The sequence below is a fragment of the Corticimicrobacter populi genome (assembly GCF_003123725.1).
GTDB classification, from domain to species: domain Bacteria; phylum Pseudomonadota; class Gammaproteobacteria; order Burkholderiales; family Burkholderiaceae_B; genus Corticimicrobacter; species Corticimicrobacter populi.
Genome location: NZ_QETA01000004.1, coordinates 185,924 through 201,187 on the forward strand (window position 1 = coordinate 185,924; position 15,264 = coordinate 201,187).

At 63.5% G+C, this 15,264-nt stretch carries 14 protein-coding genes; 2 read left to right on the forward strand and 12 right to left on the reverse strand.

Features of this window, described 5'->3' with window-relative positions:
• Positions 1-7 precede the first annotated feature (7 nt).
• The 8 genes from DD235_RS10900 to DD235_RS10935 form a co-directional block, all read right to left on the reverse strand.
• Positions 8-1,159 (reverse strand): cupredoxin domain-containing protein, encoded by a 1,152-nt coding sequence (locus DD235_RS10900; RefSeq protein ID WP_109062110.1) that lies wholly within the window; start codon positions 1,157-1,159, stop codon positions 8-10.
• Between the two features lie 36 nt (positions 1,160-1,195).
• The gene (efeU, locus tag DD235_RS10905; protein WP_109062111.1) at positions 1,196-2,089 is read right to left on the reverse strand and encodes an iron uptake transporter permease EfeU; all 894 of its coding nucleotides are present in this window, start codon (positions 2,087-2,089) and stop codon (positions 1,196-1,198) included.
• Between the two features lie 106 nt (positions 2,090-2,195).
• Positions 2,196-2,846 (reverse strand): response regulator transcription factor, encoded by a 651-nt coding sequence (locus DD235_RS10910; protein WP_109062112.1) that lies wholly within the window; start codon positions 2,844-2,846, stop codon positions 2,196-2,198.
• The gene (locus DD235_RS10915) at positions 2,839-3,876 is read right to left on the reverse strand and encodes a sensor histidine kinase (RefSeq protein WP_109062113.1); all 1,038 of its coding nucleotides are present in this window, start codon (positions 3,874-3,876) and stop codon (positions 2,839-2,841) included. Before DD235_RS10915 ends, DD235_RS10910 begins: the two co-directional genes overlap by 8 nt.
• Before the next feature lie 35 nt (positions 3,877-3,911).
• On the reverse strand, positions 3,912-4,640 hold the full coding sequence (locus DD235_RS10920) for an MgtC/SapB family protein (protein ID WP_109062114.1): 729 nt from the start codon (positions 4,638-4,640) through the stop codon (positions 3,912-3,914).
• 12 nt (positions 4,641-4,652) lie between these two features.
• Positions 4,653-6,044 (reverse strand): magnesium transporter, encoded by a 1,392-nt coding sequence (mgtE, locus tag DD235_RS10925; RefSeq protein ID WP_109062115.1) that lies wholly within the window; start codon positions 6,042-6,044, stop codon positions 4,653-4,655.
• A gap of 334 nt (positions 6,045-6,378) precedes the next feature.
• A complete protein-coding gene (locus DD235_RS10930) occupies positions 6,379-7,737 on the reverse strand; it encodes an MBL fold metallo-hydrolase RNA specificity domain-containing protein (protein WP_109062116.1) in 1,359 nt (452 codons plus the stop codon).
• Positions 7,731-10,136: a phosphoketolase family protein gene (locus tag DD235_RS10935; protein ID WP_109062117.1), complete on the reverse strand. Its 2,406-nt coding sequence runs from the start codon at positions 10,134-10,136 to the stop codon at positions 7,731-7,733. Before DD235_RS10935 ends, DD235_RS10930 begins: the two co-directional genes overlap by 7 nt.
• Before the next feature lie 179 nt (positions 10,137-10,315).
• On the opposite strand from DD235_RS10935, the gene DD235_RS10940 reads away from it, so the two are divergent.
• Positions 10,316-10,750, forward strand: coding sequence for a cytochrome b562 (locus tag DD235_RS10940; protein WP_109062118.1), 435 nt, complete (start codon positions 10,316-10,318; stop codon positions 10,748-10,750).
• A 70-nt stretch (positions 10,751-10,820) separates the two neighbouring features.
• The gene (locus DD235_RS10945; RefSeq protein ID WP_162300470.1) at positions 10,821-11,483 is read left to right on the forward strand and encodes a hypothetical protein; all 663 of its coding nucleotides are present in this window, start codon (positions 10,821-10,823) and stop codon (positions 11,481-11,483) included.
• 9 nt (positions 11,484-11,492) lie between these two features.
• Here the strand turns inward: DD235_RS10945 and DD235_RS10950 are convergent, their stop codons facing one another.
• Genes DD235_RS10950 through DD235_RS10965 form a run of 4 tightly spaced genes read right to left on the reverse strand, consistent with a single transcriptional unit; the run spans position 11,493 to position 15,217 of the window.
• A complete protein-coding gene (locus tag DD235_RS10950; RefSeq protein ID WP_109062120.1) occupies positions 11,493-12,479 on the reverse strand; it encodes an ABC transporter ATP-binding protein in 987 nt (328 codons plus the stop codon).
• Positions 12,476-13,336, reverse strand: coding sequence for an ABC transporter permease (locus tag DD235_RS10955; RefSeq protein WP_109062121.1), 861 nt, complete (start codon positions 13,334-13,336; stop codon positions 12,476-12,478). Before DD235_RS10955 ends, DD235_RS10950 begins: the two co-directional genes overlap by 4 nt.
• The gene (locus DD235_RS10960; RefSeq protein ID WP_239990116.1) at positions 13,323-14,123 is read right to left on the reverse strand and encodes an ABC transporter permease; all 801 of its coding nucleotides are present in this window, start codon (positions 14,121-14,123) and stop codon (positions 13,323-13,325) included. The genes DD235_RS10955 and DD235_RS10960 overlap by 14 nt, the downstream gene beginning before the upstream one ends.
• A gap of 41 nt (positions 14,124-14,164) precedes the next feature.
• Entirely contained in the window at positions 14,165-15,217 is a 1,053-nt protein-coding gene (locus tag DD235_RS10965; protein ID WP_109062123.1) for an ABC transporter substrate-binding protein, read from the reverse strand.
• Positions 15,218-15,264 lie beyond the last annotated feature (47 nt).

The window sequence follows — 15,264 nt, forward strand, 5'->3', positions numbered from 1 at the left end:
TCTCGGCTCACTCGAGTCCGAGCGCCGGGTTGATCTGGTCGAAATCGTCGGCCAGTGCGTTCAGTGCTGTCGCAACGGTGGCCGGCACGACGGGCGAGGCTTCCAGTGACTGATCCAGCGTGCCGAGGTCGCGGCTGATACGGGCCTGCAGGTCCGGATTGGCCTTGGCCAGCAGGGGTTCCAGCAGGGCGGCGATCTTGCGGGTGCCGTCGCAGGTTCCCTTGACCAGATCCAGGTCGCTCCAGGCTTGCTGCGAGGCGCTGCCGGTACTGTCACCCAGATGGCCGGCGGCGCGACGCAGGCTGCGGGCACCTGCTTGCGCCAGTCGCTCGGGGCTGATCTGCAGGGTGCGCACGCGGGCGCGCAGGCTGTCGACGTCTGCCTGCAGTGCGGGCAGTTCGGCCTGTAGTGCAGGCATATCGCCACGTTCGGCCAGCAGGTGGCGTGTCTTGTAGAACCCGGCAAAATCCGGGTCGTTTTCTCGCTGGTCAAAATAATCGGCCCGGGCATTGAGGCGGGTGTCCAGATCGGCAAACAGCTCTGCCACAGGTTCCAGTCGCTTGTAGGTGCGATGTGCGTCCTGTGTCGCATGGCGGGCACCGTCTAGGCTGCCGTTCGCCACGGCCTGCTGCAATTGTTGTACGGCCTTCTGGACAGCGCCTGCCGTGAGTACCATGTAGACCTTGTATTCGGCCAGCGGGCCGATGTACTCGGTCAGGGGCGGGCGTGCCGCGTCGGCCTCGGACTGGGCCGACGGCGTGACGGTCAGCGTGCCGCGCGGGTTGCTCAGCAGGCCGCAGGTAATGGCAAATGTACCGGGCCGCAGCTTGACGGTGAGTGTCTGAGAGAAGCCGGGCGCGATATTCTCACGCTCATCCACGACCATCACTCCATCGAGAATTTCCCATTCGAGTGCGCGTGGCGTCTGGTTGACGATGGTAAAGGTAGTGCGGCCGGCCGGCACGGTGATGTCTCCGGGATCGCACAGGTTGTCGCGGATTGTGACCGTGACCTGCTGCGCATCGGCATGCGGAGTACGCTCGCGTGCCTTGCCCGAGGCATACCAGAAAGCGATCAGGCCGGCGATGCAGAGCAGCGCCGAAGCGGCCAGGGCGACCTTGGTCAGGGTCGGCATGGAGGGCTTGCGAGAAGAGGACATGGGCGTGGTCCAGTCGGGAAAGGAGAGCTGGCGGCGTCAGGCGTTGGAGGCTGGCGATGACGCAGCAGGGGACGTGACTGCTGGCATTGCCGTGCCTGTGGGGGCTCCGGCGCTTGTGTCGGGCGTGGATGCGCGCAGGAAGCAGGCCAGTGAAATGGTCAGGAACAGCACGTAGGCAATGACTTCACCCAGCACCGGTGCCGCCTGGTAGCCGAACAGGCCGGACAGCACCGTGCCGAGCGGACTGTCCATGGGCAGTGTGTCGTTGAGGTCGAAGACCACCTGTTGCAGGTGGTTCCAGACACCGGCTTCATGGAACTTGCGCAGCACGCCGGCGAGCAGGCCGGCCGCCACCAGCAGGATGAACATGCCGGTCAGGCGGAAAAAGCGGCGCAGGTCGAGGCGGACGCCGCCCGAGTACAGGCCATAGCCGATCAGGATGGATACGAGGATGCCGGCCAGCGCACCCAGCGGTGCAGCCCAGTCCCGGCTTTGCTGGAAGATGGCCAGCAGGAAGAAGATCGATTCCAGCCCCTCGCGTGCCACAGCCAGGAAGACCATGCCGATCAGCGCCCAGCCCTGGCCGCTGCCTGGGTGGTCGTGTACTGCGTGTTCGACCGAGTCCTGCAGCCTGCGCTTGAGTGTACGCGCGCTCTTTTTCATCCAGAACACCATGGAGGTGAGCATGGCCACGGCGACCAGTCCGACCACGCCTTCGAAGAACTCCTGCTGCTTCTGGGGAAACTCGGCAGATAGCCACTGTAGCGCGGCACCGGCGAAAAGCGAGAGGGCGGCCGCTAGCAACACACCGATCCAGATGGCCGGAATCAGGTGGCGTCGTCCGCTCTGGACGAGATAGCTGGCAATGATGCCGACGATGAGCGCGGCCTCGATACCTTCGCGCAGCATGATGAGAAAAGGGATCAACATGGCTTCGATTCCTGGACAGGCAGGCGGCCTTCAGGGGGCGTCGAAATCGGCGCGCGACATGAGGAGGTCGTCGATGCTGAAGTATAAATGGAAATGCAATTTGTTTTTATGTGTTCTGCAAATCTGTTGATCCATCGCAACTATTCTGCAGGGCGTCTATCCTGTCCATGATCCTGACGAATTCGGCCAGATTCTGTGCCCCGAGCTTGTCCATGGCATGTCGGCGACGTACCTTGACGGTGATCTCGCTGACGTGGAGCCGATCGGCGATCTGCTTGTTGAGCAGTCCCTGCACGACCAGTCGCGCCACGGCCAGTTCACCCTGCGTCAGGGTGGCAGCCAGATGCTGCAGGGCATGCTGCCCGGCAGCTTCGGTGCGTTGTCGGCGGTCCAGGTCGAGGGCGCGCTGGATGGCATCGAGCAGATCCTGTTCGCGAAAAGGCTTGGTCAGGAATTCGACGGCACCATTTTTCATGGCCTCGACGCTCATGGCGATATCGCCGTGACCGGTGATGAAAATGACGGGCAAGGTCCAGCCCTGGCGCACCATGTTGCGGTGGAAGTCCATGCCGCTCTGGCCTGGCATGCGGATATCCAGTATCAGGCAGGTCGGTCGTTCGCTGCGGGGACGGGCCATGAATGCAGCGACCGACGCATCGGTCTGCGCTTCGATGCCGACCGAGGCCAGCAGGTCTTCCAGCGCAGCACGCACCGAAGGGTCGTCATCGATGATGTGAACGACAGGCAGGTCAGTCATGGGAAGCCTCTTTGCTTACCGGCAGCCGGAAGGCCAGCTGGGCCCCCCGGCCCGGAGCCGGGTGTGCGGCGATCTCGCCGCCGTGTGCCGTGACGATGGAGCGGGCGATGGCCAGCCCCAGTCCGGCACCGCTGTCCTTGGTGGTCCAGAAAGGGTCGAACAACTGGGGAGTTTCATCGGGGCCAATGCCTGCACCGCTATCTTCCACTGTGAATTCGGCAAAGCCGTTGCCGCCGGCATGTACGGCGATGCGCAGCGTGCGTTCGGAGGGCGGCACCAGGCGCAGCGCGTCGAGGGCGTTGCCAACCAGATTGCCCAGTACCTGTTGCAGCAGTATGGGGTCGGCGTGTACGGCAGGCAGATTGTCGGGAAGGTCGAGCAGCAAGCGTACCTGTTCGTGTTCGAGTTCATGTGCGTGCAGCGCCAGGGTCTCGTGTATGGCATGTGCCGGAGCGACGGCCTGGGGTGCAGTCTTGTGGGCCTGGGTGACGGCACGGATGCGGGCAATCACTTCACTGGCGCGATGGGCGTCGTCTTCCATGCGCCGGGCCGCCTGGCGTGCCCGATCGGTATTGGGCGGCATCTGGTCGAGCCAGCGCTGGCATGCGCTGGCGCTGGTGGCGATGGCGGCCAGCGGCTGGTTGACCTCATGGGCGATGGACGCAGCCATTTCGCCCAGGCTGGTGGCGCGGGCGATGTGGAACAGTCTGTTCTGCGTCCGTTCGGCAGCCGCACGTGCTGCCACGGCTTTGAGGGCCAGGTGAGCGGTGATGCCGATGGCCAGCAGGCTGATGGCCAGATTGACCAGGCCGGTATCGTAGGTACCGGAACGGGTCAGTGCAAAGCTGGTCAGGGTGAGTAGCACGGCCAGGGCGGTCAGCAGGCGCGTGGTCCGGGCCGGCAGCAGCGCGGATGCGGCGAGAATGGCCAAAATGTAGAACACCGCGACCGCGATTTCATACCGGGTCAGGGTATCGGCCACGAAGATGGCAGCCATCAGGGCAAGCAGCGCGACGGTTTTCAGGATCATCGGCAAGGTTCCTCATGTCGTTCGGAGTGCAGACGCTATTCCGTGGTGCTGGCGCTCCAGAATGCCTGGCGGATGCCGCTGTTGCGGCGCAGTTTCGCCAGCAGGGGATCCAGTTCGTTGCCGCCGATCGAGGTTGGCAGCAGCGCGGCCTCGATCTCGATTTCCTGTTCGCCGAAGGCCCGGACCTCGATGTCGCGCAGCGGGATGCCGGCAGTATCGAAGGTCGATTCGATCAGGTGCAGGGCTTCCTTGCGGCGCTCGCGTTCGGCGATGGCATAGATGATGTAGGTTGCCTCCATGTCCTGGGTGTCGATCGGTTGTCGGTTGATGCGGTTGACGGCAGGGCGCAGCAGCGTGTTGGCAGCCAGCACGAACAGGGCACCGACGATGGCTTCCAGCAGCAGGTCGGCTCCCGCCGCGCAGCCGACGGCGGCCGAACCCCAGAGCGTGGCGGCGGTATTGATGCCGCGCACGCTGCCCCCCTCGCGCATGATGACGCCGGCCCCCAGGAACCCCACACCCGAGACAACATAGGCAATCACGTGCACCGGGCTGGTATTGCCTCCGTGCAGTGTGTAGTAGCTGACGCCGACGTCCACGAAGAGCGCTGCGCCGGTGCAGACCAGCACGTTGGTGCGCAGTCCGGCCGTGCGCTGGCGGATCTGTCGTTCGATGCCGATCAGGCCACCCAGGACAAAGGCAGCAGTCAGGCTGACGAGCGTGTCGGTCAGGGAGATCAGGTTGATGTATTCGAGGCTTTTCATGTGTTCCAGTGTCTACTGGCCCAGGGGTGCGGGGGCCAGCATGTCTCCAAGAAAGGCGTAGGCCAGGCCGAAATAGATGATTACACCGACCAGATCCATGATGGAGGTGATCAGTGGCGCGCTCAGTGTGGCCGGATCGGTACCCATTTTACGTGCAGCAAATGGCAGCAGTGCACCGATGAGGCTGCCCAGCACAGTGCACAGCAGCATGGCCAGACCCACCACCAGCAGGACTTCGCCCTGGACGCCCTTGCTGAAGTAGGCCAGTATGCTCTCGAGTACGGCAATGGCAAGGCCCAGCGCCAGTGCCACCGGCAGTTCGCGACGGATCACGAACCACATGTCGCGCCAGCGCAGCCGAAAATCGCCCAGCGCCATCGAGCGGATGACCAGGGTGGCAGCCTGGCTGCCGGTGTTGCCGCCGGTATCGATGATGGGCGCAATGAAGGCAGCCAGGATGATGACTTGTTCCAGCATCTCGGTCTGTGCGGCGATATAGGTGCTGGTCAGGATGCCGAAGCAGGTCAGGATCACCAGCCAGAAAGCGCGAACCTGAAACAGCTGGTGAAACGGCGAGGTACGCAAGTCCAGGTCATCGCCCTGCATCGCGGCGACACCGCCGAAGCGGGTCAATTGGGTGGCGTCTTCTTCCTTTTCGAGCGTCATGGCGTCATCGACGGTCACGATGCCAATCATGCGTTCGCCACCATTGATGACAGGCAGCGCCAGCAGGCTATGGCGGCGGATCAGTTCGGCGGCCTGGCGGGCCGGCCATTCTGCGCGCACGAAGACAGGATGCGGGCGCATCAGGTCGGCAATGCGGGCCTGGGGCTGGGCCAGCACCAGTTCGCGCAGTGAAAGAGTGCCCTGCAGGTGCCCTTCGGGATCAAGCACATAGATGACATAGATGGTTTCCTTATCGGGTGCGCTACTGCGAAGCGCTGCCAGCGCTTCGGTTGCGGTCATGCCGGCGTTGACGGCGGCGTAGTCGGAGGCGGTCAACGAGCCGGCCGAGCCTTCCGGGTAGGCCGCCAGCCTGAGCAGGCCAGCGCGGTCGTCCTGGGCCAGGGCCGGCAGTAACCGGGACTGGGCTTCGGTATCCAGCCGGTTGTAGAGGTCGGCCTGTTCATCGGATGGCAGCGCCTTGAACATGTCGGCGATGGCCGGGGGATGCAGCACGGGCAACAGCAGGCCCTGCTGAAACTCGGGCAGGTGTTCGAACAGGCGTGCCCGTCGGGCGGGAGCCAGCCAGCACAGCAGCAGGGCCAGTTGTTCAGGCTCCAGATCGGTCAGCGCCTCTGCCAGATCTGCACACTGTACCTGGTCGAAAATGCGTGCGAAGGCTGCGGCATCGCTGTGCTTGAGGGTGGCGCGGACGGCAGCCAGGAGATGTTCGCGGTTCATGGTTTCTTTTCCTGTCGATCTGGGCGCAGTGATCTCCGGATGGGGATTCTGCGGGCGGGTCATGACGCCTTCATGAACGCCTGGGGGACGGCCATGCGCGGCGGCAGGGCACGCGCATCCACCGGCAGCGTGCTAGGCAGTTGCCGCAGGAGCGGGTGAGGGAGTGATGGATTGTCGGCCGGTGTGGGGACAATCCGGGCCGGAGCGGTCCAGCCGGCAAATTATAGGAACCTGAGCCGTTGCGGCACCAGTATCCGGTGGCGTATCCGTGTCATGCGCACGGATGGCACCGATATACCAAGGTATACCGGCGTACAGGCATGGCTGCCGTTGCCTACAGTGTGAAGGCCTGATCCTGGCGCGGTACTACGGCATTCCAGCCGAGTTCGCGGCCGATGCGCATGCGCAGTGCCTCGGCGGCCTCCGGCTCGCCATGGACGATAAAGACACGTTGCGGGGCGCGCCGGAACCCGGACAGCCAGCGCATCAGTTCCGCCGCGTCGGCATGGGCCGACAGCATGGGCAACTCGGAGACCTCGGCCCTGACCGGAATCCATTGGCCGAACATGCGGATCTCGCGGGCACCCTGCAGCATGTCGCGTCCGCGTGTGCCGGCTGCCTGGAAACCCGAGAACAGCACGGTATTGCGATGATCCTGCACGAAGGCTACCAGATGATGCAGCACGCGCCCGCCCGTGGCCATGCCGCTGGCAGAGATAATGACCTTGGGATAGGTATTGGCCGACAATGCCTTGGACTCATCCACGGTGCGGACATAGGTTGCCACGTTGCAGGCCTGGGCGCAGGTGCCGGCCGACAGCCGGTGATCCTCGTGGTGGCGGCACAGCAGTTCGCTGGCACTGGTGGCCATGGGGCTGTCGAGGTAGACAGGAATGTTGCGCAGACGACCGTTCTGTTTGAGCTGCCACAGGTAGTACAGCAGCGCCTGTGCTCGCCCCACGGCGAAGGCCGGGATCACGGTAGTGCCGCCGCGACTCGCGGTGCGCTCGATGATGTCGCCCAGAGCCGCTGCAGGATCGGCATGGTCATGCAGGCGATTGCCGTAGGTGGATTCGATGACGATGTAGTCGGCCTCGGGCACGGGTTCGGGATCGACCATCACCGGGTCGCCATACCGGCCCAGGTCGCCGGAGAAGACGATGGTGCGGCCAGCCCAGCGGATTTCGGCCGAGGCTGCGCCGAGGATGTGGCCGGTCCGCCGCAACTGCAGCGTGGCACCCCCAGGCAGGGATACGTTCTGGTGCAGTGGCGCGGTACGAAAGAACGACATCGCATGTTCGGCATCATGCACACCGTAGAGCGGCAGTGCCGGGCTGTGTCTGGAAAAGCCCTTGCGGTTGGCGTATTCGGCATCCTTTTCCTGCAGGTGGCCGCTATCCTTGAGGATCAGTTCGGCTACGTCACGTGTGGCTTCGGTCGAGACGATAGGTCCCCTGAAACCGTCGCGGACCAGGCGCGGCAGATAGCCGGAATGGTCCAGATGGGCATGGGTCAGTACCACTGCATCGATATTGTCAGCCTGGATCGGCAACGGAGCCCAGTTCTGTTCGCGCAGGTTCTTCAGTCCCTGGAACAGGCCGCAGTCGACCAGCAGGCGGTGATCGCCGCTGGACAGGAGGTGTTTGGAGCCGGTGACGGTACCGGCCCCGCCGAGTGAGCGTAATGTCAGCATGATGCGAGCTCCTGTTCGGGGGCGTCGAGATCGGAGGGATGGCCCTTGCCGTCAAGCGCGGCGCGTTCGCGGGGTGTCAGCAACCTGTCTCGCGACAGTCCTGCGAGTGTGGCGGCAGCATCGACGGCATGTGCCCAACTGCAGCGGTTGGCGAACAGCAGGCCCGCTGTATCGAGCGTGCCGCCCCGGCTGATGTAACCCAGTGCAGTGGTGCCTGCCGGGCCGTTGTCGATGCGGCGCAGCACGCCCAGCATGGGTTCGGGCCGGGTGTGGCAGAGCAGTACGCGCGCCAGTCTGGCAGGGAAGAGGGTCGCCAGCGTTGCGTCGTCGAGCGCGAACTCCGCTTCGATGGCATCGCGTGGAGTACGCAGGCGGCCCGGTTCGAGAATGACCGTGACGCAGGCGGAGATTCCCTGACGCGACAGCCGCCCGTGGGCCTTGATGGCCTCATCAAGCTGGTAGGCACCGATGGCCACCAGTTGTACCTGTGCCTGGTCGGGGGTGCCCACGACATGCGCAGCCCCCTCTCGAACCAGGGCCTGTGCGGCGTTGGCATCGAGCCGCTGGGGCAGGTTGCGCTTGGAGACGATCAGGCAGGCAATCTGGCCGCGTCCGGCATAGATATCGCGCAGGGCGGCCATGGCGCTGTTGGAGTCCACGGGAAACATGACGCGGGACGTGTCGGACATTTCACCGAGCAGCGCCTCGCCAATGCTCGGATCCTGGTGGGACTGCTCGTTCTTGGCGTTTTCCCAGGTATGCGAGGTGACGATCAGCGGTACGCCAATCCAGCCTGGTGCCTGACCGAGATCCCGCTGGTGGCGGGCAAAGATGATGTCCTGGCGCAGCTCGCCCAGCATTTTCATGGCAAAGGCTTCGTAGCTGACGATGAGGTTCAGCCCCGCCTTGTTACCCAATGCTGCGGCGGCCACGGCTTCCTCGTTCAGTGCCGTGATGATGGCCCCCTGCACAGATTCGGCGATGCCGGGCTCGGGCTCGTTGACCCGGTGCTTCAGGTGCGCCAGCGTTTGGCCCATCTGGTTGCTGGCCAGTTCGTCCGGGTTGCCGACTCGGGGCCGCAGGCCCGGATTGGACTCGACCAGTTGCACGAACCAGCGATCCAGATCCTGCATGGCGCAGCCGGGCGTGCCATCGGCTGTCACCCATGCCGGTTCGGGCAGGGATGGGGCCTGGGGATGACGGTTTGCCAGCGGATGGCGGCTTTCCGGTGCGCGTTGCTGGGACGCCTGTACGGACAGTGCCTGGATTGCATCATCCAGTATGTCGGTCGGCACGAACAGCTTGCGTGCGGCGTCGTTGAATGTGTCGCGGGCCTGGGCGCTGGCATGGGGGTTGCCGCCCAGCGGCAGGTTGTGCGCGGCGTTGGTGTCCGCCCCTGGAAAACCGTAGCCTTTGATCGTATCGGCGATGACATAGGGCAATCTGGCCGGGTAGCGCCGGTCGGGATCGGCTGCAAAGTCCTGCAGCCCGTCTTCGGCCTGGAGAATGGCCCAGGCGAATGCGGCTGGATCACGGCCATCGATGATGACGGGGTCGAATCCATGACTGTGCATCTGTGCCGCCAGCCAGGGGGCACCGCCTTCCTGGGCGATCTGCGTGCGTTCCTCAATGCGTCGGCCATTCAGAATCATGACCGGCACCGACAGGCCGCTGTCTTCGGCACGCCACCAGCGCGTGGCCCAGTCAGAGCCGCGCTGTTCCTCAAAGGCACCGTCGCTCAGGAAGGCCACCAGGCTTTCGCCGGGGAGCGGCATATGGATGTATTGCAGCGAGGCAAAGCCCAGGTAGCCGCCTTCCGATATCGCGCCTGCCGTATTCGGGCCGGCATGGCTGCCCAGTGGCACGGCAGGGCGGCCATGGGCATCGATGGCATAGGAGTAGAAATCCGCTGCCAATTGCGACAGGCCGCGCTCGGTGCGATCGTAGCGACCACGCTGTGCGTCGGAAACATCGCCGGTCAGCGCATTGACGGCTTCGATGGCTGCCACGCAATGGCCCTGGCCCATCAGCCAGCCACGCGTCGTGCCGCTCAGAGCGTTGGCCAGCAGATAGCCGACGAAAGCCGGCACCATGTTGAGTGCGCCGCCGGTATGCCCCTCGGGCGTGGGCTTGAAGTCTTCTGCCTGCAACGGTGCGCCTGACAGCCTGACCCGCTGTGCATAGGTCATGTGCACCACGGTCCACATGGCGGCACTGGTCAGTCGGTCGGCGGCAGCCAGCATGCGCCAGGCGGTGTCGGCGCTGGTGAACCGGCCGTTTTCCACGCCACGGGCGATCAGGCCGGTCACGCGCTCGATGGTCTCGGGCGTGTGCTGGATCAGGCCATAGCCTTGCTGCCAGTGATTCAGGGAGGGCGGGTTGTCGTCGAAAGGCTGCATAGGTCTCCTGGCTGCTTTGTGGCAGTACGGCTGCGCGGAATTGTTATGGTCTTGTGTTGGATGGTAACAACTTTACCGAATCGACGGTGATCTGTCGTCATGGTGCATGGATTGCCGCAATACCCCTGCGAATCACGTTACTATCGACTGTTTCTGATTGCTGCATCCGGTATTCCGACATGAACAAGTACACCGTTTCTGCCCTGATCGCGATTGTGGCCGTGGTGGCCGGCCTGATGGCGCTGGGCCACTACGGGTTGGGCAATGATTCGCAGGCGCGCAGCCTGCAGACCAATATGAAGCAGATCCAGCGCAGCTACAAGGCTGCTCTCAAGGCAGAGGACCTGCAGACGCTGCTGGGCAGCCTCAACGAGATGAAGGCCGCCGCCGCCGAGGCCCGCACGCAGACGCCACGTTCCATCTATGGCGAAGCCGCTGATAGCGCAGACATGCAGGACTACACGGCAGGGATGGACCGGCTGTTGAAGCAGATCGATGAAGCGGTGGATCTGGCCAGCCAGGGGCGTCTGTCGGAGTTGCCGGCACTCTTCGACAATATGGATGCTGTCAAGGAAGAGTTCCACGAACGTTTCGAGTCGATGATTCAGTCCTGATCCGTTCTGAAGATCGATACGCACGGGGCTATCCACATACAGCCTGGTCGTTCTGGGCAAAGACATTTCCATGCATACGTACCGGACACGCCAATATGACGTCTGTCTTTTGCTGGCAGCACCCGATGCACCCAGAATCTGGGAATATGCCGTCTGGCAGCGTCTCGTGCCAGCACTGACCCCCTTACTGTCATCCGAACGGGGGCGTACCTCGGTTCGCATGACGCAATTCGACCAGACGCAAACCGGCTCGCCGAACCAGACCTATGTCCGGTTTGGGCAAATCGGCTGGAACGAAAAATCCCATCGCCGCTGGACGCACGCCTCTCCCGATACCGAGGTATTGTCCCGCTCATGGGAGTTTTGTGGTGCAGCTGGATGGGCGCCTGGGCCGAGCAAATGCAGCGATTGCCCACCGGATGGTTTCCTGGCCGTGCGCAATGCACTGGATGGCGGGCAAGCTTCGGATGATTGCCGGTTTGCCTATTCAGTGCTGCTGGCGGTGGCCATTGATCGGCCCGACGCCACACAGTCGCTGAACGGAGCCATTGCGGCACTTGATATCACGATTCCCCACGTCTTGCTGGTCGGTACCCGGCGGACCTGGTCGGAAGAGGGGATGTCTCTGACCGACTGCGATACCTTTGGCGCCCCCTTCAAGCCAGGGCCGCAACACACAGCAGCGCCGAGCCTCGATATGCTTAAAGGCAACTGGCAGGTCCTGACGGTTTGACGGCGCGGCTCAATCCAGTTCCAGCACAGCGGCAGGATCGATCTGCAACAGCACGCTCGAACCTGCAGGCAGCAGGTCGGCACTGCTGCGGTTGAGCGCATCGACCTGCAGCGTTACGCCCCGCGCCTCGACCTGGTAGCGCACCACGTTGCCCAGCAGGCTGCGCTGGCGCACCATGCCCTCGATGCCAGTATCGGCAAAGCGGATGGTTTCGGGCCGGATGGCGGCCGCGCGGGTACGGATTTCGCCCAGTAGCCGGCTGGCGGCATCCGGATCCAGCAAGTTGTAGTGACCGATGAAACCGGCGGCAAAGGTATTGACCGGTGCGGTATACAGTGTTTCGGCATCGGCGTTCTGCACGATGCTGCCCTTGTCCATCAGCAGGATGCGGTCCGACAGGGCCAGGGCCTCTTCCTGGTCGTGTGTGACGAAGATTGTGGTCAGTTGCAGCTCGTGCTGGATGCGTCGGATCTGCTCGCGCAGATGGCGTCGGATGCGGGCATCCAGCGCCGACAGGGGCTCATCCAGCAGCAAGAGGCGCGGCCGGGTGACCAGCGAACGTGCCAGTGCCACGCGCTGGCATTGTCCACCCGATAACTGACGGGGATAGCGGTCGGCATAGCTTTGCAGCTCGACCAGTTCCAGCATTTCTCCTACGCGCCGGGTGGTTTCGTGCTCGGGTGTCTGTTGCATGCGCAGCCCGAACGCGACGTTCTGCGCGACTGTCATGTTCGGAAACAGCGCATAGTGCTGGAAGACCATGCCGATGTGCCGTTGCTGTGGCGGCAGGTGTGTGATGTTTTCGCCGTCCAGCATGATCCGGCCCCGATCCACTTCGGCCAGGCCGGCGATGCAGCGCAGCAGCGTGGACTTGCCGCAGCCGGAGGGGCCCAGCAGGGTGATGAATTCTCCCTGTGCGATGCGGCATTCGATTTGGCTGAATACCGGGGTGGCACCGTAGCGCTTGTCCAGATCCTGCAGCAGCAGATAACTCATACCGTGTCCTTGTTCAGTCGGCGGGCAGCCCAGGTGACCAGCACCACGAAAGCGAAGTATGAAATCACCAGTGCGCTGGTGAAGTGACCGCTGTCGTTGCGCATGTTGTAAAGGTAGACCTGCAGGGTTTCGTAGCGGCTGCCTGCCAGCAGATTGGCGAAGACGAACTCACCGAACAGGAAACTGAACGACAGAAAGACAGAAATCATCAGTCCGGTGCGAAGGTTGGGCAGTACCACCAGCCAGGCGGCGCGCCAGGTGCTGGCACCCAGCAGGTGCGCGGCATCGAGCAGATCCTGCAACTGGATGGCCTGCAGGCTGTTGCTCAGTGTGCGGTAGATGAAAGGCAGGGCAATGGTAAAAAAACAGCCGATCAGTATCCAGGGCGTGCCGGCCAGCGGCAGTGGCCCACCCGAAAAAAGCTGCATCAACCCGACCGATGACACCACGGGTGGAATGGCAAAGGGCAGCAGGATCAGGATGTTCATCCAGCGGTCCATGCGTGGAAAGCGGCTGTGGATCGCCAGCATCAACGGCAGGATCAGGCACAGCGACACCACCAGTGCGCCCAGGCAGACCAGCAGCGACCGGCCGAACGCAGCCAGGAACCGGGTGTCGGACCACAGGGCGATATACCACTTGAAGGTCAGCCCGCTGGGCAGGATGGTAGCGGACCAGGAGGTCGAGAGCGAATACAGCAGGGTGCCCAGCACTGGCAGCATCAGCATGGCCAGCAGCATCAGCACGATGATGCGGTGCAGCCAGGGGACGGGCGGGCGCAGCGGGCGGTTGCTGGACAGGTCCGGACGGGCTGGAGGCGCAGATGCCCCTGCGGACGGATGTTCAATGGATGGCATGGTGGCTCCTGCGCAGCAGCCACTGGTGCACCAGCGTGATCAGCGCCATCAGGCCGACCAGGCACAGCGCCAGCGCACTAGCCATGTTGGGATCAAGAAACAGGTCGCCGGCCACCAGTGAGGCGATGCGGATCGGCAGAATATTGAAATTGCCTGTGGTCAGCGCATACACCGTGGCGTAGGCCCCCAGCGCGTTGGCCAGCAGGATCACGAAGGTTCCCAGCAGTGCCGGTGCCAGCACAGGCAGCCCGATGTGGCGCCAGTATTGCCAGGGGCCGGCCCCCAACAGGGCGGCCGATTCACGCCAGTCCTCGCGCAGGGCGTCGAAGGCCGGGTACAGCAGCAGGATGCCCAGCGGGATCTGGAAATAGGTATAGAGCACGATCAGGCCGGTCTTGGAGTAGAGGTTGAAATCCTCTATCCAGCCCCACTGCTTGAGCAGCAGCGTCAGCGCACCATTGAAACCCAACAGGATGATGAAGGCGAAGGCCAGCGGCACGCCGGTGAAATTGCTGGCCATGTTCGACAGAGACAGCACGGCATCGCGCAGGCGGCCCCCCGAGCGGCGCAGTGAATGGCAGCCCTGCAGGGCAATCAGCAGCCCGATCAGGCTGGACCAGAAGGCGATTTCCAGGCTGTGCCGGATCGCCTGCCGGTAAAAGGCCGAGGCCAGTATCTCGCGAAAATTGTCCAGCCCCCAGCCCTGTGGGCCGGCAAAGCCGTGCAGCACGACCCAGGCCAGCGGCGCGAGCTGGAACACGGCAAAGAAAAGAACAAAGGGCAGCATGCAGAGAACTGCCCAGCCTTTGCCGGAAAGTGCCGGTTTCTTCATTTCATGTGCAGGATGACCTGTTCCTGCCACAGTCGCGGCAGGGCCTTGGATGTGGCTTCCCAGGCGGCGGCATCACGGATCGGCTGGGCCTTGGCGTACTGTTCCTGCGGCAGCAGCTTGGCCTGCACATCGGCGGGCAGGTTCAGGTGTTCGGCCCGGATCGGACGGGCATGCCCCTTGGCCAGGTTGATCTGGCCCGCATCGGACAGGATGTACTCGCGCGTCAGCTTGGCGGCATTGGGGTGTTTGGCCCACTTGTTGATGATCGTGGTATAGCCGGAGGTGATGGAGCCATCCGATGGAATCACCACTTCGAAGCGTTCGCGGTCGATCTGGTCACGGTAGTTCAGACCATTGAAATCCCAGACCACGCCCACTTCGATTTCGCCTTTCTCCAGCGTTTGGATCGTCGGGTTGGCCAGTGACAGGCGGCCCTGGCGCGCGAGATCAGCATACAGGTCCAGTGCGGGCTTGACGTCGGATTCATTGCCGCCCAATGCGACAGCGGCTGCCAGTACGCCGTTGACGGCCTGCGCGGCCTTGCTGACGTCGCCGGCCGATACCTTGTAGCTGCCGGTGCGCAGGTCAGCCCAACTGCGGGGCGCATTCTGGACCAGCTGTTTGTTGACAATGAAGGCGATGGTGCCGGTATAGGCCAGCATCCAGTGACCATCGGCATCCTTGGCCCAGTCCGGGATCTGCGCCCAGGTCGAGGGCTTGAAGGGCTGCGTCACGCCCTGCTGTACCGCGATAGGGCCGAAGGAGGCTCCGACGTCGCCGATGTCGGCGGTGGCGTCATCTTTTTCGGCGGCGAACTTGGCGATTTCCTGTGCCGAACTCATGTCGGTATCGGTGTGCGCCAGACCGTAGAGCCTGTTCAGATCAGCCCAGGTGTCCTTCCAGTTGGCCCAACTGTCGGGCATGCCCACGCTGTTGACCGTGCCTTCGGCACGGGCGGCCTGCTCCAGAGCCTGGAGATCGTCGGCCTGGGCCGTGCAGCTCAGCGCCAGCAGGCCGGCAGTCAGGGTAAAACGCATTCCTTGGTTCATCGCAGGTCCTTGTTCGGGAAAGGGGAGAGGGGCGCGCGATGCGCAAA